At 63.0% G+C, this 21,252-nt stretch carries 20 protein-coding genes; 11 read left to right on the top strand and 9 right to left on the bottom strand.

Annotated elements, in window-relative coordinates; translation table 11 throughout:
* Positions 1 to 4 precede the first annotated feature (4 nt).
* The 8 genes from bioF (at position 5) to ABM562_RS13190 (ending at position 9,250) form a co-directional block, all read left to right on the top strand.
* On the top strand, positions 5 to 1,177 hold the full coding sequence (gene bioF / locus ABM562_RS13225; RefSeq protein ID WP_115084979.1) for an 8-amino-7-oxononanoate synthase: 1,173 nt from the start codon (positions 5 to 7) through the stop codon (positions 1,175 to 1,177).
* Positions 1,170 to 1,901: an alpha/beta fold hydrolase gene (locus ABM562_RS13220; RefSeq protein ID WP_115084980.1), complete on the top strand. Its 732-nt coding sequence runs from the start codon at positions 1,170 to 1,172 to the stop codon at positions 1,899 to 1,901. The genes bioF and ABM562_RS13220 overlap by 8 nt, the downstream gene beginning before the upstream one ends.
* Positions 1,894 to 2,718 (top strand): malonyl-ACP O-methyltransferase BioC, encoded by an 825-nt coding sequence (gene bioC, locus ABM562_RS13215; protein ID WP_460422272.1) that lies wholly within the window; start codon positions 1,894 to 1,896, stop codon positions 2,716 to 2,718. The genes ABM562_RS13220 and bioC overlap by 8 nt, the downstream gene beginning before the upstream one ends.
* A 1-nt stretch (position 2,719) precedes the next feature.
* A complete protein-coding gene (gene bioD / locus ABM562_RS13210; RefSeq protein WP_115084982.1) occupies positions 2,720 to 3,400 on the top strand; it encodes a dethiobiotin synthase in 681 nt (226 codons plus the stop codon).
* Between the two features lie 107 nt (positions 3,401 to 3,507).
* On the top strand, positions 3,508 to 3,804 hold the full coding sequence (locus ABM562_RS13205; protein ID WP_115084983.1) for a pyrroloquinoline quinone biosynthesis protein PqqE: 297 nt from the start codon (positions 3,508 to 3,510) through the stop codon (positions 3,802 to 3,804).
* Positions 3,805 to 4,073: 269 nt separating this feature from the next.
* Positions 4,074 to 5,879 (top strand): phenylacyl-CoA dehydrogenase, encoded by a 1,806-nt coding sequence (locus ABM562_RS13200; RefSeq protein ID WP_115084984.1) that lies wholly within the window; start codon positions 4,074 to 4,076, stop codon positions 5,877 to 5,879.
* A 186-nt stretch (positions 5,880 to 6,065) separates the two neighbouring features.
* Positions 6,066 to 7,349, top strand: coding sequence for a GGDEF domain-containing protein (locus ABM562_RS13195; protein WP_115084985.1), 1,284 nt, complete (start codon positions 6,066 to 6,068; stop codon positions 7,347 to 7,349).
* 122 nt (positions 7,350 to 7,471) lie between these two features.
* Positions 7,472 to 9,250, top strand: a complete 1,779-nt coding sequence (locus ABM562_RS13190) for an acyl-CoA dehydrogenase C-terminal domain-containing protein (RefSeq protein ID WP_115084986.1) — start codon at positions 7,472 to 7,474, stop codon at positions 9,248 to 9,250.
* A gap of 229 nt (positions 9,251 to 9,479) precedes the next feature.
* Here ABM562_RS13190 and ABM562_RS13185 read toward each other — a convergent pair whose 3' ends face one another.
* Positions 9,480 to 10,403 carry a LysR family transcriptional regulator gene (locus ABM562_RS13185; protein WP_115084987.1) on the bottom strand — a complete coding sequence of 308 codons (924 nt, stop codon included), beginning with the start codon at positions 10,401 to 10,403 and terminating at the stop codon, positions 9,480 to 9,482.
* A 102-nt stretch (positions 10,404 to 10,505) separates the two neighbouring features.
* Between ABM562_RS13185 and ABM562_RS13180 the strand changes: the two genes are divergently transcribed.
* The 3 genes from ABM562_RS13180 to ABM562_RS13170 all read left to right on the top strand — a co-directional run bounded on the left by ABM562_RS13180 (position 10,506) and on the right by ABM562_RS13170 (position 12,804).
* Positions 10,506 to 11,204 (top strand): MOSC domain-containing protein, encoded by a 699-nt coding sequence (locus tag ABM562_RS13180; RefSeq protein WP_115084988.1) that lies wholly within the window; start codon positions 10,506 to 10,508, stop codon positions 11,202 to 11,204.
* Positions 11,201 to 12,481 carry an aspartate aminotransferase family protein gene (locus ABM562_RS13175; protein ID WP_134061259.1) on the top strand — a complete coding sequence of 427 codons (1,281 nt, stop codon included), beginning with the start codon at positions 11,201 to 11,203 and terminating at the stop codon, positions 12,479 to 12,481. Before ABM562_RS13180 ends, ABM562_RS13175 begins: the two co-directional genes overlap by 4 nt.
* 164 nt (positions 12,482 to 12,645) lie before the next feature.
* Positions 12,646 to 12,804 carry a YqaE/Pmp3 family membrane protein gene (locus ABM562_RS13170; protein WP_003177654.1) on the top strand — a complete coding sequence of 53 codons (159 nt, stop codon included), beginning with the start codon at positions 12,646 to 12,648 and terminating at the stop codon, positions 12,802 to 12,804.
* Between the two features lie 86 nt (positions 12,805 to 12,890).
* On the opposite strand, the gene ABM562_RS13165 is transcribed toward ABM562_RS13170, so the two are convergent.
* The 8 genes from ABM562_RS13165 to ABM562_RS13130 all read right to left on the bottom strand — a co-directional run bounded on the left by ABM562_RS13165 (position 12,891) and on the right by ABM562_RS13130 (position 21,251).
* The gene (locus tag ABM562_RS13165; RefSeq protein WP_460422268.1) at positions 12,891 to 14,729 is read right to left on the bottom strand and encodes a S9 family peptidase; all 1,839 of its coding nucleotides are present in this window, start codon (positions 14,727 to 14,729) and stop codon (positions 12,891 to 12,893) included.
* A complete protein-coding gene (pqqE, locus tag ABM562_RS13160; protein ID WP_460422266.1) occupies positions 14,695 to 15,855 on the bottom strand; it encodes a pyrroloquinoline quinone biosynthesis protein PqqE in 1,161 nt (386 codons plus the stop codon). The genes ABM562_RS13165 and pqqE overlap by 35 nt, the downstream gene beginning before the upstream one ends.
* Entirely contained in the window at positions 15,827 to 16,102 is a 276-nt protein-coding gene (pqqD, locus tag ABM562_RS13155; protein WP_115085009.1) for a pyrroloquinoline quinone biosynthesis peptide chaperone PqqD, read from the bottom strand. The genes pqqE and pqqD overlap by 29 nt, the downstream gene beginning before the upstream one ends.
* Positions 16,099 to 16,854, bottom strand: a complete 756-nt coding sequence (gene pqqC / locus ABM562_RS13150; protein ID WP_115085010.1) for a pyrroloquinoline-quinone synthase PqqC — start codon at positions 16,852 to 16,854, stop codon at positions 16,099 to 16,101. Before pqqC ends, pqqD begins: the two co-directional genes overlap by 4 nt.
* Positions 16,855 to 16,862: 8 nt before the next feature.
* Positions 16,863 to 17,774 (bottom strand): pyrroloquinoline quinone biosynthesis protein PqqB, encoded by a 912-nt coding sequence (pqqB, locus tag ABM562_RS13145; protein ID WP_115085011.1) that lies wholly within the window; start codon positions 17,772 to 17,774, stop codon positions 16,863 to 16,865.
* A 67-nt stretch (positions 17,775 to 17,841) separates the two neighbouring features.
* Positions 17,842 to 17,913 carry a pyrroloquinoline quinone precursor peptide PqqA gene (gene pqqA / locus ABM562_RS13140; RefSeq protein ID WP_008365141.1) on the bottom strand — a complete coding sequence of 24 codons (72 nt, stop codon included), beginning with the start codon at positions 17,911 to 17,913 and terminating at the stop codon, positions 17,842 to 17,844.
* Between the two features lie 168 nt (positions 17,914 to 18,081).
* Complete coding sequence (gene pqqF / locus ABM562_RS13135) at positions 18,082 to 20,415, bottom strand: pyrroloquinoline quinone biosynthesis protein PqqF (RefSeq protein ID WP_460422263.1); 2,334 nt, start codon at positions 20,413 to 20,415, stop codon at positions 18,082 to 18,084.
* Positions 20,416 to 20,453: 38 nt separating this feature from the next.
* Positions 20,454 to 21,251, bottom strand: a complete 798-nt coding sequence (locus ABM562_RS13130; RefSeq protein ID WP_134061262.1) for a carbon-nitrogen hydrolase family protein — start codon at positions 21,249 to 21,251, stop codon at positions 20,454 to 20,456.
* Position 21,252 lies beyond the last annotated feature (1 nt).

The following is a 21,252-nucleotide window of genomic DNA, read 5'->3' as shown; positions in this document are numbered from 1 at the left end:
AGCCATGGCTTTTGATCTTCGCGCGCGGCTGGAGCAACGCCGCGCAGCTGACTTGTACCGTCAGCGGCCGCTGCTGCAAAGCCCGCAGGGCCCTGAAGTGGTGGTCGACGGCCAGCCGTTGCTGGCGTTTTGCAGCAACGATTACCTGGGCCTGGCCAATCACCCGGAAGTGATCGCCGCCTGGCGCGCCGGTGCCGAGCGCTGGGGGGTCGGCGGCGGTGCCTCGCACCTGGTGATAGGCCACAGCAGCCCCCATCACGCGGTAGAAGAAGCCCTGGCCGAGCTGACCGGGCGGCCGCGGGCGCTGCTTTTTTCTACTGGCTACATGGCCAACCTCGGTGCGTTGACCGCACTGGTCGGGCAGGGCGACACGGTGCTGCAGGACCGTCTCAACCATGCCTCGTTGCTGGATGCCGGCCTGCTCAGCGGTGCACGTTTCAACCGCTACCTGCACAACGATGCCGTGAGCCTGGCCAGCCGCCTGGACAAGGCCGTCGGCAATACCCTGGTGGTGACTGACGGCGTGTTCAGCATGGACGGCGACCTGGCCGATTTGCCAGCCCTGGCTGCGGTGGCCAATGCCCGCGACGCCTGGCTGATGGTCGACGATGCCCATGGCCTCGGCACCCTGGGACGCAACGGCGGCGGCATCGTCGAGCATTTCGGCCTGAGCCTCGAACAGGTGCCGGTCCTGATTGGCACCCTGGGCAAAGCCTGTGGCACCGCAGGTGCTTTTGTCGCTGGCAGCGAAGAGCTGATCGAATGCCTGATCCAGTTCGCCCGGCCCTACATCTATACCACCAGCCAGCCACCGGCCCTGGCCTGCGCCACCCTGCGCAGCCTGGAGTTGCTGCGCAGCGAACACTGGCGCCGTGAGCACCTGGCGGCGTTGATTCAGCAGTTTCGCAGCGGCGCCGAGCAGATCGGCCTGCAACTGATGGACAGCTTCACGCCGATCCAGCCGATCCTGATCGGCGACAGCGCGCGGGCCTTGCGCCTGTCGCAGATGCTCCGCGAGCGCGGCCTGCTGGTGACCGCGATCCGCCCGCCAACGGTACCCACCGGCAGCGCGCGCCTGCGCGTGACCCTGAGTGCGGCGCACAGCCCGGCGCAGGTGCAGCTATTGTTGAATGCACTGGCTGACTGTTATCCGCTGCTGGAGCCTGCAGATGCGTAATCATTTGATCCTGTTGCCAGGCTGGGGCCTGGGCAGTTCCGCCTTGCAACCGCTGGTGGCGACCCTGCGGGCCATCGACCCTGGCTTGCGGGTCGAAATCCAGGCCTTGCCCAGCCTGGTGTCCAGCAACCCCGAGGACTGGCTCGACAAGCTCGATCGGCAGTTGCCGCGCAATGCCTGGCTGGGCGGCTGGTCGCTGGGTGGCATGCTCGCCGCCGAACTGGCTGCACGGCGCGGCGATGACTGCCATGGGTTGATCACCCTGGGCAGCAACCTCAGTTTTGTCAGCCGCCCGGACTGGCCGCACGGCATGGCGCTGGATACCTTCCAGACCTTCCTCGAAGGTTGCCGCTATCACACCCAGGTCACCCTCAAGCGCTTCGTTTCGCTGTGCAGCCAGGGCGCCGAAGAGCCGCGCAGCCTGGCCCGCCTGCTCAGCGCCGGGATGCCTGCTCCCGCTCCGGAGCAGTTGGTGGCGGGGCTCGAAGTCCTTGGCCAGCTCGATACGCGTGCAGCCCTGCAGCGTTATGGCGGTCCGCAATTGCACCTGTTTGCCGGGCGGGATGGGCTGGTACCGGCGGAGGTCGCCGGCGAGTTGCTGGAAATACTGCCCGACGTGGAAGTCGGGCTGCTGGAAGACAGTGCTCATGGTTTTGTGATGGAAACACCTCATGAGTTGGCGGCGGCAATCAAGGCCTTTGTACATGAGAGTGACGATGACTGATCTTTCCCTGCCGGGCCTGCCCGGCGCCTTGCCCGATAAACGTCAGGTCGCAGCGTCGTTCTCCCGCGCTGCCGCCAGCTACGACAGCGTCGCCGAACTGCAGCGCGCGGTGGGCAATGCACTGCTTGAGCAGTTGCCCGGTGCATTCGAGCCGCAACGCTGGCTGGACCTGGGCAGCGGTACCGGCTACTTCAGTCGCACTCTGAACCGCCGTTTTCCCCAGGCTGCCGGTGTTGCCTTGGATATTGCCGAAGGCATGCTCCTGCACGCCCGGGAGCAGGGCGGGGCGCACCACCATGTGGCTGGCGATGCCGAGCGTTTGCCGCTGCGGGACGCCAGTGTCGAGCTGATCTTCACCAGCCTGGCGGTGCAATGGTGCGGCGATTTTCGCGCCGTGCTCAGCGAGGCCCGACGCGTTCTGCAGCCGGGCGGCGTGCTGGCCTTCGCCAGTCTCTGCGTCGGCACCCTGCATGAGCTGCGCGAAAGCTGGCAGGCGGTCGACGGCCTGGTGCATGTCAACCGCTTCCGGCGCCTTGAGGACTATCAACGCCTGTGCGGCGAAAGCGAGCTGAAGGTGCTCGGCCTGCAGGCTCGGCCCCATGTATTGCACTACCCGGACGTGCGCAGCCTGACCCACGAACTCAAGGCCCTCGGCGCCCACAACCTTAATCCGGGGCGCCCCGCCGGGCTTACCGGACGGGCACGAATGCAGGGCCTGTTGCAGGCCTACGAACGCTTCCGTCAGCCTCAGGGACTACCGGCTACCTATCAGGTGGTCTACGGTGTACTGCAAAAGCCGCCGGTAGAAGGGGAGTGAGATGAGCCGGGCCTATTTCATTGCAGGGACCGACACCGATGTCGGCAAGACCACCATTGCCGCCGGCCTTCTGCATGCCGCGCACCTGGCCGGGTTCAGCACCTTGGGTGCCAAGCCCGTGGCCTCGGGCTGTGAGGTCAGCAGCAAGGGCCTGCGCAATGCCGATGCCATGGCGCTGATCGCCGAAAGTTCGCTCAAGTTGCCCTACGAACAGGTCAATCCGTTCGCTTTCGAACCGGCCATTGCTCCGCACCTGGCTGCGCGGGAAGCCGGTGTCGCCCTGAGTGTTCAGGCCTTGTTGACGCCGATGCGCGAGGTGTTGGCCAAAGAGGCGGATTTCACTCTGATCGAAGGGGCTGGAGGCTGGCGCGTGCCGCTATCTGGTGAAGCCAACCTGTCAGACCTGGCCGTTGCCCTGAAGCTGCCGGTAATTCTAGTGGTCGGTGTGCGCCTGGGGTGTATCAACCACGCCTTGCTCACGGCCGAAGCCATCGCTCGCGATGGCCTGCAACTGGCCGGATGGGTCGCCAACATCGTCGATCCACGCACCTCGCGGCTGGAAGAAAACCTCGCCAGCCTCGCCGAGCGTTTACCGGCGCCGTGCCTGGGGCGGGTGCCCAAGCTCAAGCAGGTCAGCGCCGAAACCGTGGCTGCGTACCTGCAACTGGACCTGCTGGACTGAGACTGGTCTATCATAAGGCAAAGTGCCATTAGTGTTTTCAACGGGTCTTTTGCCAGCAAGTCTGCTTCAATAGAGGCCGTTCGCTTTTAGTGTCATGGAGTTTCGACATGGAAATCTCGGGCAGTTCAGCATACTACGCAGGGCTCGGTGCCATTAACGCTGGGCAAAACCGCGTCGATCAGGCCGCCAGCCAGATCGCCAACACCACCGTCGAGCGTGCCGCCACCAGCCAGTCCAGTGACTATCAGGCCGAGCGCCTGCGCGCGGTCGACCGCAGCCAGCAGATGGACCTGGCCACCAGCAGTGTCGAGATGGCGCTGGGCAAGCATCAGGTCGAACTCGGTGTCAAAGTGGCCAAAGCATCGGACGAAATGCTCGGCACCCTGATCGACACCTACGCCTGACCCCCTTCGGCTCGCCCTTCGCGAGCCTTCAACTAGTCTTTATGTATCAGCGCTTTGGCCTTGTTGGCCGGCGTTCGGCTGCGCGTTTGCCGGGCATTTTGCCAAGGCAATCGCGCAGTCTGGCATGGCCGAACTGCCCTCTGCTTGATGCTTGACAAGTTTTCGGCGTAAACGTATGTTTCAAACAACTGTTTGACCGAAAGCCGCCTAGAGCTGGTCGGTATATCGCGGTCTCCCTATCCAGGATTCATCAGCAGAGGTTCATCGCTATGCCTGATTACAAAGCCCCCTTGCGTGATATTCGCTTCGTTCGTGACGAGCTGCTCGGCTACGAAGCGCATTATCAGAGCCTGCCGGCTTGCCAGGACGCCACCCCGGACATGGTTGACGCCATCCTCGAGGAAGGCGCCAAGTTTTGTGAACAGGTACTGGCCCCGCTGAACCGTGTCGGCGACCTGGAAGGCTGCACCTGGAGCGAATCGGGCGTTAAAACCCCGACCGGCTTCAAGGAAGCCTACAAGCAGTTCGTCGAAGGTGGCTGGCCGAGCCTGGCCCATGACGTCGAGCACGGCGGTCAGGGCCTGCCTGAGTCGCTGGGCCTGGCGGTCAGCGAAATGGTCGGCGAGTCGAACTGGTCCTGGGGCATGTACCCTGGCCTGTCCCACGGCGCGATGAACACCATCTCCGAGCACGGCACCGCCGAGCAGCAGGAGACCTACCTGACCAAGCTGGTTTCCGGCGAGTGGACCGGCACCATGTGCCTGACCGAGCCACACTGCGGTACCGACCTGGGTATGCTGCGCACCAAGGCCGAGCCTCAGGCTGATGGTTCGTACAAAGTCACCGGCACCAAGATCTTCATCTCGGCCGGTGAGCACGACATGGCCGACAACATCGTCCACATCGTTCTGGCCCGCCTGCCCGATGCACCGGCTGGCACCAAAGGCATCTCGCTGTTCATCGTGCCGAAGTTCCTGCCGACCGCCGAAGGCACCGTCGGTGAGCGCAACGCCGTGTCCTGTGGCTCCCTCGAACACAAGATGGGCATCCACGGCAACGCCACCTGCGTGATGAACTTCGACGCCGCTACCGGCTACCTGATCGGCCCGGCCAACAAAGGCCTGAACTGCATGTTCACCTTCATGAACACCGCTCGCCTGGGTACCGCGCTGCAAGGCCTGGCCCACGCTGAAGTGGCGTTCCAGGGCGGCCTGAAATATGCTCGCGACCGCCTGCAAATGCGCTCGCTGACTGGCCCGAAAGCGCCGGACAAAGCCGCTGACCCGATCATCGTCCACCCGGACGTACGTCGCATGCTGCTGACCATGAAGGCGTTCGCCGAAGGCAACCGCGCGATGGTCTACTTCACCGCCAAGCAGGTGGACATCGTCAAGTACAGCCAGGACGAAGAAGAGAAGAAGAAAGCCGACGCACTGCTGGCCTTCATGACTCCGATCGCCAAGGCATTCATGACCGAAGTCGGCTTCGAAGCGGCCAACCACGGCGTGCAGATCTATGGCGGCCACGGCTTCATCGCCGAGTGGGGCATGGAGCAGAACGTTCGCGACAGCCGTATCTCGATGCTGTACGAAGGCACCACCGGCATCCAGGCGCTGGACCTGCTCGGCCGTAAAGTCTTGATGACCCAGGGCGAAGCGCTCAAGGGCTTCACCAAGATCGTGCACAAGTTCTGCCAGGGTAACGAAGGCAACGAAGCAATCAGCGAGTTCGTCGCGCCGCTGGCCCAGCTGAACAAAGAGTGGGGCGAGCTGACCATGAAGGTCGGTATGGCTGCGATGAAAGACCGTGAAGAAGTCGGTGCCGCTTCGGTGGACTACCTGATGTACTCCGGTTATGCCTGCCTGGCCTACTTCTGGGCTGACATGGCGCGCCTGGCTGCCGAAAAACTGGCTGCCGGCACCACTGAAGAAGCCTTCTACACCGCCAAGCTGCAGACCGCGCGCTTCTACTTCCAGCGCATCCTGCCGCGTACCCGCACCCACGTAGCAACCATGCTGTCGGGCGCCAACAACCTGATGGACATGAAAGAAGAGGACTTCGGTCTCTCCTACTAAGTCAAAGGCTGTAAGAAAAAACGCCTGCCCTCACCGGCAGGCGTTTTTTTTTGCTTTTGCTTCCTGTGGGAGCGGGCTTGCCCACCCCATCCAGCCATCCCGATCAAGTGCATTTATCTATTCATGTGCGCTGCCGATACATTAAGGCACAATGCCATTATTGATCTGCCGGGTCGGAGATTACCCTTGTTTCGTTTATCCGCTGTACGCCTGAGCCACTTCCTGCCATCGGTCTGTTTGCTGGTGTCAGGGCTCGCGGCCGCTTACGTGAGAGACCTCAGTGTGTTTTTCACGTCGCTGTTCAATGTCCTGCCCACCTTGGTTTTGTTGCTCGGCGGCGCCTACTGCGCCGTGTACCGCCGCCAACGTGAACTGTTTCTGATGCTCACGGTGTACATCGCCTACTTCCTGCTCGACACCCAGACCGACTTCTACCGCGACAACGGCCGCGTGCGAGAAGATGCAGCGGTGGTGTTCCACCTGGTCTGCCTGCTGTTGCCGCTGATGTTCGCCCTGTATGGCGCCTGGCAAGAGCGCACCCATCTGTTCCAGGACATGGTCGCGCGTTTCGCCGTATTGTTGGCTGTGGGCAGCGTCGCCCTGGGCCTGGAGCAGAGTTTTCCCCAAGCGCTGTTGAGCTGGCTGGCGGAGATTCGCTGGCCTTCGTTGCATGGCCAGTGGATGAGCCTGATCCAGCTGGCCTATCCGGTGTTCCTCTGCGCCTTCATCCTGCTGGTGGTGCAGTACCTGCGTGAACCGCGTCCCTTGCACGCGGCGCAGGTGATCGGCCTGATCGGTATCTTCTGGATGCTGCCCAAGACCTTCATCCTGCCGTTCACCCTGAACATCATGTGCAGCCAGGTGATGCTGATGATTGCCGCGGCGGTGTCCCACGAGGCCTATCAAATGGCTTTTCGTGATGAGCTGACCGGTTTGCCCGGCCGCCGCGCGCTCAACGAGCGCATGCAGCGCCTGGGGCGCAACTATGTGCTGGCGATGACTGACGTCGACCACTTCAAGAAATTCAACGACACCCATGGCCACGATGTGGGTGACCAGGTACTGCGCCTGGTGGCGAGCAAACTGTCCAAGGTCACCGGCGGCGGTCGGGCCTATCGCTATGGGGGTGAGGAATTCGCCGTGGTATTTGCCGGCAAAACTATCGAAGAGTGTATGCCGCACCTTGAGGCAGTGCGCGAGGTGATCGCCAACTACAACATCCAGTTGCGCAACCAGGACAACCGCCCCCAGGACGACCAGCAGGGTCGACAACGGCGTGGGGCGTCGGCGGCTTCCAGTGTGTCGGTGACTATCAGTATTGGTGCCAGTGAGCGCCTGGCCGATCATCGTTCACCCGATGAAGTGCTCAAATCCGCCGACCAGGCCCTCTACAGCGCCAAGGGCGCTGGGCGCAACTGTGTCATGGCCCATGGGGTTCAGGCAAAACGTGGTGCGGTGCGTATGGCGTGACCGAAATAGACTGTATAGTCGCCAGATGACCCTATGTGTCACAAAAGTTGTTCGGTTACACTGGTTTCATAACAGTGATGCGGCCCTGTAGGCCGTCCCCGACTCTAGTGTGAGAGGTAGCCATGGCTGACTATAAAGCGCCCCTGCGCGATATGCGCTTCGTCCTCAATGAAGTCTTCGAAGTCGCCAAGCTCTGGGCGCAGTTGCCCGGCCTTGCCGAAGCGGTGGACGAAGACACCGCCCTGGCGGTGCTGGAAGAAGCCGGCAAGGTCACCAGCAAGAGCATCGCGCCGCTGAGCCGCAGCGGCGATGAAGAAGGTTGCCACTGGGATAACGGCGCCGTGAGCACTCCGGCCGGTTTTATCGACGCCTACAAGACCTACGCCGAAGGCGGCTGGGTTGGTGTCGGTGGCGACCCAGCCTACGGCGGCATGGGCATGCCCAAGGTGATCTCGGCCCAGGTCGAGGAAATGGTCAATTCCTCCAGCCTGTCCTTCGGCCTGTACCCGATGCTGACTGCTGGTGCTTGCTTGTCGATCAACGCCCACGCCAGCGACGAGCTCAAGGAAAAATACCTGCCGAACATGTATGCCGGTGTCTGGGCCGGCTCCATGTGCCTGACCGAGCCGCACGCCGGTACTGACCTGGGGATTATCCGCACCAAGGCCGACCCTCAGGCCGATGGCAGCTACAAGGTCAGTGGTACCAAGATTTTCATCACCGGTGGCGAACACGACCTCACCGAAAACATCATCCACCTGGTGCTGGCCAAGCTGCCGGATGCGCCTGCCGGGCCGAAGGGTATTTCCCTGTTCCTGGTGCCGAAGTTCATGGTCAATGCCGATGGCAGCCTGGGCGCACGCAACCCGGCCACCTGTGGCTCGATCGAACACAAGATGGGCATCCAGGCCTCGGCCACCTGCGTGATGAACTTCGATGAGGCGGTCGGGTACCTGGTCGGCGAGCCGAACAAGGGCCTGGCGGCGATGTTCACCATGATGAACTACGAGCGTCTGGGCGTGGGTATTCAGGGCCTGGCCTCGGCCGAGCGCTCTTACCAGAACGCCATTGAATACGCGCGCGACCGCCTGCAAAGCCGCGCGCCAACCGGCCCGCAAGCAAAGGACAAGGTCGCTGACCCGATCATCGTCCACCCTGATGTGCGACGCATGCTGTTGACCATGAAGGCCCTCAACGAAGGCGGTCGTGCATTTTCCACCTACGTGGCGATGCAGCTCGATACCGCCAAGTTCAGCGAAGACGCCGACACGCGCAAACGCGCCGAAGAACTGGTGGCGTTGCTGACTCCGGTGGCCAAGGCGTTCCTGACGGACCTGGGCCTGGAATCGGCCGTACACGGCCAGCAGGTATTCGGCGGCCACGGCTACATCCGTGAGTGGGGCCAGGAGCAACTGGTGCGCGACGTGCGCATTACCCAGATCTACGAAGGCACCAATGGCATCCAGGCTCTCGACCTGATGGGCCGCAAGGTGGTTGGTAGCGGAGGGGCGCTGTACAAGCTGTTTGCCGACGAAATCCGTCATTTCACCGCCAGTGCCGACAGCAACCTGGCCGAGTTCGTCAAACCGCTCAACGCGGCTCTGGACAATCTTGACGACCTGACTGCCTGGGTCCTGGATCGGGCCAAGAACAACCCGAACGAAATTGGCGCAGCCTCGGTGGAATACCTGCAGGTGTTCGGCTATACCGCTTATGCCTACATGTGGGCGTTGATGGCCCGTACGGCCTTGGCCAAGCAAGGTGAAGACGATTTCTATGCCAGCAAGCTGGGCACTGCGCGCTTCTATTTCGCCCGTCTTCTGCCGCGTATCCACTCGCTCAGCGCCTCGGTAAAAGCCGGTAGCGAATCGCTGTACCTGCTCGATGCGGCACAGTTTTAAGGGTGTTAGTTGTTTGTAAGCATTCTCTTACATGACGTGGTGACTTTTCGCCTCTATCGGAAGATTGGATCCACAGTTAATCTTCTCACATGGACGTAGCGCAGGAAGCGCAAAGTACAGAACACGGACACGAAGGATTCCTGCCAGGATGGCGGGGCGAAAAGGATGTCAGGGAAACAGTCTGCAAAGCCCCGCTTCGGCGGGGTTTTCTTTTGCCTGCGATTTAACCTCAGCCCAGCACATCCAGCGGCGACACCCCGATCTGCCGCGGATCGGCTTCTTCTTCCAGCAGGTTGCGCAGCAGCTCCACCGACGCTTGCTGGCGTTGTGCATCGCGGAACACCAGGCCAATTTTCAGCGGCACCCGTGGTTCGCTCAATGGCTTCCACAGCAGTTCCTGGTCATCTTCGACCACTTCCTTGGCGCGCCCCGGCAATACGGTCGCCAGCGAGGTATGCGCCAGGCTGTCGAGAATCCCGCCCATGTTGTTCATTTCTGCCTGTACCTGCGGCCGCCGGCCGAGGTTGGCCAGTTGCGACTGCCAGATCTGCCGTACCTGGAACTCTTCGCCGAGCAGCAGCATGGGTAACTCGGCAGCCTGCTTGAGCGAGACTTTCTTGAATTCACGCAAGGGGTGGGTGTTGGGGATGACCAACTGCAGTTCATCTTCGTACAGCAGCAGCCCATGCAGGCCCGGTTGGCGCGGTGGCAGGTAGCTGATGCCGATATCCAGGCTGCCGTTGAGCAGACGCCGTTCGATCTCCAGGCCCGACAGTTCGTAGATCTGTACCACCAGATGCGGCTGCGCCTTGCGCACTCGGTCGAGCAGCTGCGGTACCAGGCTTGGGCGCACGGTCTGCAGTACGCCAATGGCCAGGGTACGCAACGCCTGGCCCTTGAAGTTGCGCAGCGCCTCGCGAGCCCGCTGCAGGCCGTCGAGCAGGGGCAGGGCATGGTTGTACAGGGTGTGCGCGGCCAGGGTCGGCAGCAGGCGCTTGTTGCCGCGCTCGAACAGGCTCACATCGAGGTTTTGCTCAAGCTGGCGGATCTGCTGCGAAAGCGCCGGTTGCGACAGTGACAGGCGCTCGGCAGCCCGGCCGACGTGGCCTTCTTCATACACCGCGACGAAATAACGCAGTTGGCGAAAATCCATAAGAATTACTTATCAAAAATGCTCGAAAAACCAAATGGCCGTTAGCCTGCAAGAAGCCTAGTCTATCCCGTATTCACAAGGTTTACAGGGCCAGAAGGCGCGATGAATACCGTGTATGTGGATGGCGTTTACATAGGCAAGGCAAAAAACCTCGGGCATGGCTTATTGACTGATATCGATAAGCAGGAGGTTGCAAGACGGTTGTGGTTATGGCCACAGGGGCTGGGGAGCGACGAACACGGCGACCCACGCTTTCACACCGGCCCTGAACGGGCCTTGCACCATTACCCGGCCGAGCACTACGCCTGGTGGCGGCAACGTTATCCACAGCTCGATTGGCGCGCCCCGGGTTTCGGCGAGAACCTCTCGACCCACGGCCTGGATGAACATCAGGTGTGCCTGGGGGACATGTTCCGCTGGGGTGGGGCGCTGTTGCAGATCAGTCAGCCGCGCTCGCCATGCTATCGCCTGAGTCATCGCTGGGGCGTGCCGAACCTGCCGCAACAGGCGCAGGACAGTGGCCGCTGTGGCTGGTTCTACCGGGTGCTCAAGCCGGGTTTTGTCAGCGCCGATGAACCTTTCGAACTGATTCAACGTAGCTATCCGGGCCTGACCGTGGCCTGGGCGCTGCGCACTTTTTACCGTGAACCTCTGGAGCATGCAGGTTTGAAAAAGCTGGTGGATTGTCCGGCCCTCTCGTCACGCTGGCGCGATATCGCGATCAAGCGCATGCGCACCGGTCAGGTCGAAGACTGGACCGCGCGTCTGCTTGGCCTGCCGCTCGAGGGGCTGCGCGCATGAACCTGTTCAACCTGCGCCGCCCGGCTGTGGCTGTGGCCGAGCGCAAGATCGCACCTGCCGTTACTCAGCCTGCAGACGCATTGTCGCGTGAATACCTGATGCCGGCGGTAGAGCGCGCGCCCCAGGTTTTCGTCCGCGGCCAAGGCTCATGGTTGTGGGACAGCGAAGGTCACGCATATCTGGATTTCACCCAGGGCTGTGCAGTCAACAGCCTCGGCCACAGCCCCAGTGTGCTGGTCAAAGCCCTGGGCAGCCAGGCGCAGGCGTTGATCAATCCGGGGGCGGGTTTTCATAACCGTGGCCTGTTGAACCTGGTCAATCGCCTGTGCGAAAGCACCGGCAGCGATCAGGCCTACCTGCTCAACAGCGGCGCCGAAGCTTGCGAAGGGGCAATCAAGCTGGCGCGCAAATGGGGTCAGTTGCACCGCAACGGCGCCTATCACATCATCACCGCCAGCCAGAGCTGCCATGGCCGCAGCCTGGGCGCGCTGTCCGCCTCCGACCCATCGCCGTGCAACCGTTGCGAGCCGGGTTTGCCGGGCTTCAGCAAGGTGCCGTTCAACGACCTTGAAGCGCTGCACGCGGCTGTCGATTCGCGCACCGTGGCAATCATGCTCGAACCGATCCAGGGCGAAGCCGGGGTGATTCCGGCGACCCAGGCGTATCTCCAGGGTGTCGAGCGACTGTGCCGCGAGCTGGGCATCCTGCTGATCCTCGATGAAGTGCAGACTGGCGTCGGTCGCTGCGGCGCGATGCTCGCCGAACAGTTGTATGGCGTGCGCGCTGACATCCTTACCCTTGGCAAGGGCCTGGGGGGCGGCGTACCACTGGCGGCCCTGCTGGCCCGTGGCAGTGCCTGCTGCGCCGAGGCTGGCGAGCTGGAGGGCAGCCACCATGGCAATGCGCTGATGAGTGCGGCGGGCCTGGCGGTGCTGCAGACCGTGCTGGAGCCGGGGTTCTTCGAACATGTGCAGGATTCAGGGCGGCACATGCGCGACGGTCTGAGCCGTCTGGCGGGTCGCTATGGTCAGGCCGAGGTGCGCGGCCAGGGGCTGCTCTGGGCGTTGCAGCTGAGCGAAGACATCGCCACCGAGCTGGTCCAGGCCGCCTTGCACGAAGGCTTGCTGCTCAACGCTCCGCAGGCCGACGTGCTGCGCTTTTCGCCAGCGCTGACGGTGAGCAAGGGCAACATCGACGAGATGCTCCTGCGCCTGGCCCGGGCCTTTGCCCGTGTGCACGCCGCGCAGCAGAACCTGCGGCGCGAGGCCACGGCCTGATCACTACACCGCACTAACGAATTTTCCGAACCGTCTCGCGTTCCTGCGCATCGCCCCGGGCCTGTTGTTTTTGGCTTGGGGCGTTTTTTTGTCTGCTGCTTACAAGTGGAACCCCGGTGACGCGCTAGAGTCAGTTCTAGTACATCTTTGAAGGGAGCTGCCCAATGGACTTTATCCGCATCATCATCGCCATTCTCCTGCCGCCGCTTGGCGTGTTCCTGCAGGTTGGCTTCGGCGGCGCCTTCTGGCTGAACATCCTGCTGACGTTGCTGGGGTATATCCCGGGCATCGTCCATGCGGTGTATATCATCGCCAAGCGGTGAGGCCAATCGCGGGTCAAGTCGGGGCGCCGCACCGCCGCTCCCACAGGATTGACTCTGTGGGAGCGGGCTTGACCCGCGATAGCGATCTAACTGCCTTCCAGCACCCGCCGATAAAACTTCCATTCCTCTTCCAGCGCATGCGCCAGGTTGCTCGCCGTACGAAAACCGTGACGCTCCGAAGGGTAGAAATGCCCTTCGGCGCGAATCCCGTTGGCCTTCAGCGCTTCAAGCATCGAACGGGTCTGTTCCGGCACTACTACAGCATCCAGCTCACCCTGAAAGAAGATCACCGGCACCTTGATGTTTGCGGCATGCAGCAAGGGGGTGCGCCGCTGGTAACGCTCGGCATCGGTCACCGGATCGCCGATCAGCCAGTCCAGGTAATCACCTTCGAACTTGTGCGTTGCCCGGGCCAGCGCCTGCGGATCACTGACGCCATACAGGCTGGCACCGGCGCGGAATACATCATGGAACGCCAGGGCGCAGAGGGTGGTGTAGCCGCCGGCACTGCCGCCGCGGATAAACGCGCGCTGCGGGTCGATCAGCTTGCGCTCGGCCAGGTGCCTGACCACGGCGCAGGCATCTTCGACGTCAATCTCGCCCCAGCGCAGGTGCAGGGCCTGGCGATAGTCCCGGCCATAGCCGCTGCTGCCACGGTAATTGAGGTCGGCCACGGCGAAGCCGCGCTGGGCCCAGTACTGGATGCGTGGATCGAGCACCGGGTAGCAGGCCGAGGTCGGGCCGCCATGGATGAACACCAGCAGCGGCGGCTGCACCTCAGCGTTCATGGCCGGGTAGAAGAAACCGTGGGCGATGCCGTCACCGCTGCGGTAGCGCAGTGCTTGCGGACGGCTGATGCGTTCGGCGGGCAGCGGTAAAGCACCGCCGGCCAGGACCTGTACATGATGGTTCTGGCGGTTGATGGCGATAACGGCGGGTGGGCTGATGGCCGACGCGGCAATGGCATAGAGATGCTGCTCGTCCAGATCCAGGCAGCGGAAGCGGCTGTAGTCCGCGCTGTAATCCTCTACCGAGCCATCGGCAAGGCAAATCCCCAAGCGGCTGAAGCCGTTATCGAACCAGCTCGCGAGGTAGCGCTGCTCGTCCAGCGGTAACCAGGTGCTGGCGCCCAACTGCCAGGGCGCGCCGGCATGGTCGGCCGCGGCGGCTGGCAAGGGGTTCCAGCCTGTTGCCGTTTCGCCCCAGGGCTGCCAATAGCCGTTGCGGTCGGACAGGCAATACAAACGACCGGCTGGGTCAAAATGAGGTTGTTGCAGGGACTGTTGCGGACCGGCTTCACCGGCGATGCAGCGTGGAGTGCTCCACTGGCCATCTGCCTGGCGTTGGCAGCACAGCAGCCGGGTTGCCGTCCACGGTTGTTCCGGGCGGCTCCATTCAATCCAGGCCAGGCGCGAGCCATCGGTGCTCAGGGTTGGCGAGGCGTAAAAGTCGGCGCCTTCGGCCAGGACTTCACGGCTGCCCTTGGCGATGGCCACCAGGCGATGCTCGACCGCCCCCGGACCATGGCTTTCTTCCACCGCCAGCACATGCCCGTTGGCCCAGCGCAGATCGCCGTAGCGCCGCACGCCCTCGGTCAGCGACTGCGGTAACCCGCCGTTGAGGTCCTGGGTATACAACTGCTGGTCCGCCTCGTTGACGAACACCAGGCCATCGTCGCTCAGGCAGAAGCTGCCACCGCCGTATTCATAGACCCGGCTGCGCACGCTGAAGCCATTGGGCGTCAGGCAACGGGCCTGGCCATCGCGCCAGTGCCAGATCCGGCAGGCGCCATCGCTGGGGCGAAATTCGTTCCAGAACAATCCCTGGGCAGCCACCCGCAGCTCGGCAAAATCGGTACCGGAGGCGACCGCCTGTTCGGCGCTGAAGCGCTCAGCCGCGGACAATGACAAGTGAGTTTCGCTCATTACGGAAGGTCAGCTCGTCGATGGTCTGGTGGGCGTGCTCGGCTTCTTCGCGAGCCTTGAGGATGATGCCGTGCTCGGCCGACTTGGCGCAAACCGGGTCGGCGTTACTGGCGTCGCCGGTGAGCATGAAGGCCTGGCAGCGGCAGCCGCCGAAGTCCTTCTCTTTCTCGTCACAGGAGCGGCACGGCTCGGGCATCCAGTCGTAACCGCGGAAGCGATTGAAGCCGAACGAGTCGTACCAGATGTGCTGCATGCTGTGCTCGCGGACATTGGGAAACTGCACCGGCAGCTGGCGGGCGCCGTGGCAGGGCAGGGCGGTGCCATCCGGGGTGACGGTGAGGAACACGCTGCCCCAGCCGTTCATGCAGGCCTTGGGGCGCTCTTCGTAATAGTCCGGGGTGACGAAGATCAGCTTGCACGGGTTGCCGGCGGCCTGCAGTTTAGCCCGGTATTGGTTGGTGATGCGCTCGGCGCGTTCGAGCTGGGCGCGGGTCGGCAGCAGGCCGACGCGGTTGAGGTGTGCCCAGCCGTAGAACTGACAGGTGGCCAGTTCGACGAAATCGGCTTCGAGGGCAACGCACAGCTCGATGATACGGTCGATTTTGTCGATGTTGTGCCGATGAGTGACGAAATTCAGCACCATCGGGTAGCCGTGGGCTTTGACTGCCCGGGCCATTTCCAGCTTCTGCGCGAAGGCCTTCTTCGAACCGGCCAGCAGGTTGTTCACCTGCTCGTCGCTGGCCTGGAAGCTGATCTGGATATGGTCCAGCCCGGCCTCCTTGAAGGCGGCGATCTTCTGCTCGGTGAGGCCGATGCCGGAGGTGATCAGGTTGGTGTAATAGCCCAGGCGCCGACCTTCGCCGATCAATTCGGCTAGGTCCTGGCGCACCAGCGGCTCACCGCCGGAGAAGCCCAGTTGTGCCGCGCCCATCTCGCGCGCCTCGGCCATGACCCTGAACCACTGCTCAGTGCTCAGCTCCTGACCCTGGGCGGCGAAGTCCAGGGGGTTGGAGCAGTACGGGCACTGCAGCGGGCAACGGTAAGTCAGCTCGGCAAGCAGCCACAGCGGCAGGCCGACTGCAGGTTTTGCCGGCAGCTCAGGCAAGGGTGATCCAGTGTTCGGCACGGGCCACCTCCATGAATTGCTCGATGTCGTCACCGAGCTCGGGTACTCCGGGGAACTGCGTGTCGAGCTCGGCAATGATCGCCGCGACATCGCGCTGGCCGTCGATCAGCCCGCCGATCAGCGCGGCGCTCTCGTTGAGCTTGATCATCCCTTCCGGATACAGCAGCACATGAGCTTTTTGTGCCGGCTCATACTGGAAGCGATAGCCCGGGCGCCATGCCGGGACTTGCGCGCGATCGAAACTCATAAGGCGATTCCTTTGTGCCAGACCCTTTCGCTGGTGACACTGTGATAAGGCGGGCGGTTCAGTTCGTAGGCCATGCTCATGGCGTCGAGCATGCTCCAGAGAATGTCCAGCTTGAACTGCAGGATCTCCAGCATGCGCTGCTGGCCCGCAACTGTAGTGTAGTGCTGCAGGGTGATCGCCAGCCCATGCTCGACGTCACGCCGGGCCTGGCCCAGGCGGGTACGGAAGTACTCGTAGCCGGCCGGGTCGATCCACGGATAGTGCTGGGGCCAGCTGTCCAGCCGCGACTGGTGGATCTGCGGGGCGAACAGCTCGGTCAGCGAGCTGCTGGCCGCCTCCTGCCAGCTGGCGCGGCGGGCAAAGTTGACGTAGGCATCCACGGCAAAGCGCACGCCGGGCAGCACCAGTTCCTGGGAGCGCAGTTGCTCCGGGTCGAGGCCGACCGCCTGGCCCAGGCGCAGCCAGGCTTCGATGCCGCCGTCTTCGCCAGGGGCGCCGTCATGGTCGAGCAGGCGCTGAATCCACTCGCGGCGAATTTCGCGGTCCGGGCAGTTGGCCAGGATCGCTGCATCCTTCATCGGGATGTTGACCTGGTAGTAGAAACGGTTGGCCACCCAGCCCTGGATCTGCTCGCGGCTCGCGCGGCCTTCATACATCGCCACATGGTAGGGGTGATGGATGTGGTAGTAGGCGCCCTTGGCGCGCAGGGCCTGTTCGAATTCGGCAGGGGACAGCGGTTTGGCGTCGCTCATGTCGGCTCCTAGAGGGTGATGCTCATGCCGTCGAAGGCCACTTCGACGCCGCGCCGGGCGCATTCGGCGCGTTCGGCCGAATCCTCATCGAGAATCGGATTGGTGTTGTTGATGTGGATAAGCACTTTGCGCTGACGCGGGAAGCTTTCCAGCACCTCGAGCATGCCGCCCGGGCCGTTCTGCGCCAGGTGGCCCATCTCGCGGCCGGTGCGGGTGCCGACACCACGGCGCTGCATTTCATCATCCTCCCACAGGGTGCCGTCGACCAGCAGGCAGTCGGCATCGCTCATCATCTGTAGCAATTTGCCGTCGACCTGGCCCAGGCCCGGGGCGTAGAACAGCTTGCCGCCGGTGCGCAGGTCCTCGACCATCAGCCCGAGGTTGTCGCCCGGGTGTGGGTCGAAGCGGTGCGGTGAGTAGGGCGGTGCGGCGCTGCGCAGCGGGAAGGGGGTAAAGCGCAGGTTCGGGCAGGCGTCGATGACGAAGCTGCCTTCGAGCTCGATGCGCTTCCATTGCAGGCCGCCGTTCCAGTGGCTGAGCATGGTGAACAGCGGGAAGCCGGTGCTCAGGTCCTGATGGACCATGTCGGTGCACCAGACCTGGTGCGGGCAGCCTTCGCGCAGGCTGAGCAGGCCGGTGGTGTGGTCGATCTGGCTGTCGAGCAGGACGATAGCGTTGATGCCGGTGTCGCGCAGGGCGCGGGCCGGTTGCATCGGGGCGAAGCCTTGCAGCTGCGCGCGGATGTCCGGCGAAGCGTTGCACAGTACCCAGTGGATACCGTCGTCAGACAGGGCAATCGATGACTGGGTCCGCGCCGTGGCGCGCAAGCTGCCGTCGCGAAAGCCTTTGCAGTTTGCGCAGTTGCAGTTCCACTGCGGGAACCCGCCACCGGCGGCGGAACCTAGAATCTGGATGTACATGGCCACTCCTGCCGCGTCCTGAAATAAAAACGCCCCGGCGGACCGAGGCGTTGTACCGCAAGCAGGCTCAGCGGCTCGCGAAATACATGGTCACTTCAAAGCCGATACGCAGGTCAGTGTAAGCAGGTTTGGTCCACATGGGATTACTCCTTCCGGATAGGTCTGGGGTTTGCCAGCTACTTATTTAGTCCACCCTCCAGATGAGGGGTTCCCATAGCCGAGATTGCGCTATCTTACTAAAAAAATACGAACTGAATGGTTAAATCTCAGATAAACGCCGTTACAGGGACGGTAAGAATCGCCAGCGTCAGTGCCAGTTTTCGCCGGGCGCCGGCCCGTTCGCCAGGCACAACCAACCGAGTTCGGCCTGGCTTGTCTGGCGCGCCAGGTGTTGCAGTTGTGGCGGGTCGATAGCCAGGATCGCCGCTTGCAGATCGCTCAGCAGCGGCTGCTGATGGCCGGCCAGATGCGCCTGCCAGGCCCATTCGGCAACGTCATTGTTGGTCATGGCCTGTTCGTCGAACTGTGCGGCGAGGGCCTGCTTGTCCGCGGTGTTGCAGCTCAGCGTGGCGGGCAGGGCATCGAGTACTGTGTGGATGTGCCTGACGATCTCGGCGTGGCTGGCCGACGGCGACTGCACGCCGAGCAGCAGGCCATTGCAGCCCTCGATCTGACGGAAGGCGCTGAACACCGCATAGCCCAGATTCAGCTCGACTCGCAGCCGTTGATAGAAGGGCCCTTGCAACTGCTGGGCAAGGAACCGGCCAGTGGCTTGGTCTTCGACCGGGCAAAACAGCAGCAGCGCTTGCTCGCTGGCCACCGGCGGCAGTGTTTGCCAGCGCCGCACAGCTTCGATTCTGGCGGGTAGATGCCTGCCTGCGCGCCCAGGCACTTTACCCACGGCCCGGTTCAGTGCTGATTGATCGGTGGCACTCAAGCCGGTCGAGAGTCCATTCCAGATTGAATATTCCCACAGCGTATCAAGATCGCTCTGGCTGATGGTACAGGCTGGTAACGGTTCGTCCTGGTAGCCAAGCAGCTGCTCCGGGAGCTGCCTGAGCAGGGCACGAATTGGCATGACATCGGGCTGGTTGGCAGCGCCGGGTGTCCAGCTCTGGCTGGGGGGAAACCGCAGGATTGCCAACGCCTGTTCGATCACTGCGACCAGCACTGTTCCATTGCCGGCGCAGCGCAACTGCCAGTATTTGTCGCAGGCGCTGAACTGCAGGTGTACGCCAGCCTGCGCTGCCTGTTCACGCAGGGCTTGCAGCGCCCGATCAAGTACCTGCCAGAGGCGCTCGCGCAAGGCTGAGGTGAGCTGCCAGCGCAGGTAGATGACACCATGCTGGCGCGACGGCGGTAGTAGGGGAGAAACCGTCAGGCCTTCGGGAACGGCGGTTGCTTGAGTAGTCTCTGCTTTCACGTTCAGCAACGGATTCGCGGTGGGCAACTGCCAGGCGAGGGTGGGCGTTTTTACCTGGCCAGCGAGCATTGTCTCGAGTAACCGCTCAAGCGCAGCAAGTCCTTGCGCGTCCAGCGCCTCGAAGCGTTGCCCGGCGCTATCCCGGCGCGCCAGCTCCAATGCGCTGGCGGTAAGTTCGCGGCAGCGCTGCAATCGAGCGTATTCCTGATTGATTTGGCCCAAGTCAGCCGCCCGGAAGAACGCCAGCCAGTCAGCCAGCAGTGCCCGGACCTGCTCGGCGTCAGCCGTAACGTGGAGTTTCAGGCCCGCGTGCAGCAGGGTCTGGCCGGCAAAGCCATACAGCGAGGAAAACTCGAAATGCTCCAGCCAGCCCCGCTCACGCAGCGTCGCCGGTAGCCCGCCGGGCCGGGTGTCGCTCAGCCAGGTCGCGAGAAAATCGACGGCTTGTTCAAAGCCAGCGGGGAGAGGGGCGCACGGGTACAGGACATCCACTTGGCGCTCGTTGCGGACCTGCAGTGGTGCCTGGTTGTTGAAGCTTGGCGGTAGCGCCTGCTGCACTTTTCTCCCGCTATTGAACACTTGGCCGAATCGACACGCCAGCGCCTGCAGTTCGTCGAGGCTTTGCGGCCCGCTCAGGCTCAAGGTGATCTGCCCGGCCTGATAGAAGCGCTGATGAAAATCCCTTAACGCGGCCTGGAACGCCGGGCTTTGAACCTGCAGGCTGTAACGGTTGCCAGCCTGAAAAGCGCTCAACGGATGTTCGCTGCCAGCAGCCTGAAGCAAGGCAAACTGCCGCTGCGCTTGTGGATTGCGTGACCAGGCAATGAACTCGGCATGGATCACTTCCCGCTCGCGCACTTGCCGTTCAAGGTCGAACTGCGGGTGCGCAAGCATCTGGCAAAGACGCTCCAGGCTACCGGCAAAGGCCGCTGGCGGCACTTCGAAGAAGAACTCGGTATTGCGTTCACGGGTACTGGCATTCACCTGGCCGCCGTAGTGCTGCACGTAGCGCATCAGGCCGTCTTCCAGCGCGAAACGTTGATTGCCAAGAAAGAACAGATGTTCGAGAAAGTGCGCCAACCCCGGCCATGCCCGTGGCGCGTCATGGCTGCCGGCCTGTACCCGCACTGCCGCTGCGCAGCGTTTTAGCTGCGGCGCATGGCGCAGGGTCACCTGCAGGCCATTGGCGAGGGTCAGGATGTGAAGGGCGCTGGGCATGACGGCTCCGGATACAGGCGAACCGTCATGCTAGCGGATTATTGCCGCGGCGTGCTGTAGAGCTCGGGGCGCAGGTCGTGCAGGTAAGGGTTGTTGGCCCGCCCTTGCTGCACCCGCTGCAGGTCCAGGTCGGCGCTCAGCAGCGCCGTGTCACGACCGGCCATGGCCAGGATGCTGCCGTCCGGGCCGACGATACTGCTTTGCCCGCAGTAGTGGATTTCGTCTTCGCTGCCGCAGTAGTTGGCGTACGCCAGGTAGCACTGGTTCTCGTAGGCGCGGGCGCGCACGGTGACCTGGGCAATGAAGTCGAAGGGCACCATGTTCGCCGTCGGCACCAGGATCAGCTCGGCACCGGCCAGGGCCAGGCGCCGGGCGTTTTCCGGGAACTCGATGTCGTAGCAGATCAGAAATCCAAGGCGCCAGCCGTTGAGCTCGACCACCGGGAAGTGATCCGGCCCCGGGCTGAACATCGCCCGGTCCAGGCCACCGAACAGGTGGGTCTTGCGGTAGTTGCACAGGCTGCTGCCATGGGCGTCGATCAACTGCACGCTGTTGAAGATCTGACCGTCGTCCGCCAGCTCCGGGTAGCCGTAGGCAATGGCGATGCGATTGCTCTGGGCGATCTCCACCACGGCCATGGCCGACGGGCCGTCTTCGGCTTCGGCCAGGCGCGCGACGGCTTCGCTGCCAATGTTGTAGCCGCTCAGGAACATCTCCGGGCACACCAGCAACTCGGCGCCGCGGGCAGCGGCCAGTTGCGCCTGCTGGTGCAGGCGCTCGAGGTTGCCGGACAGGTCCAGCGGTTGCGGTTCGCCTTGGAACAGGGCGATGCGCATG

This window comes from Pseudomonas sp. ZL2, from assembly GCF_054788455.1.
Note: the sequence above shows the minus strand (reverse complement) of the source record. Positions and strands in the feature narration are given on the sequence as shown.